Origin of the sequence: Arthrobacter sp. SIMBA_036, from assembly GCF_046535135.1 — a bacterium.
GTDB lineage: Bacteria > Actinomycetota > Actinomycetes > Actinomycetales > Micrococcaceae > Arthrobacter.
Map to the genome: position 1 here is coordinate 1 of NZ_JAWRXG010000061.1, position 382 is coordinate 382.

At 63.4% G+C, this 382-nt stretch carries 1 protein-coding gene; it reads left to right on the forward strand.

Translation table 11 applies throughout. The features are described 5' to 3' along the window. Positions 1–382: NAD-dependent epimerase/dehydratase family protein (locus SB659_RS19135; RefSeq protein WP_410551531.1), on the forward strand; the 382-nt coding region annotated here is incomplete at both ends.

Here is a 382-nt window from a genome sequence, read left to right on the forward strand (position 1 = left end):
AGGAGGAATGGATCAAGCCTGCAGTCGATGGCAACCTCCGCGTTCTGCGTGCATCGCGCGATTCAGGCGTCAAGCGGGTCGTTCTCACCTCGGCCTTCGGCGCAATCGGCGCTGGGCACAAGCCGCTCGCCCGCCCCTTCGTCGAGACCGACTGGACCGATCTGACCGGAAACGTCGCGCCCTACCAGAAATCGAAGACCCTTGCCGAACGGGCGGCATGGGACTTCATTGCCAACGAAGGCCGCGGGCTGGAGCTCGCGTCTGTCAACCCCACCATGGTACTCGGACCGGCGCTGGGGCCGGATTATTCGCATTCGGTCCGCACGATCAGAGAAATGCTGGAGGGTCAGCCCGGATACCCGAAGATCAAGACCTGCGTGGT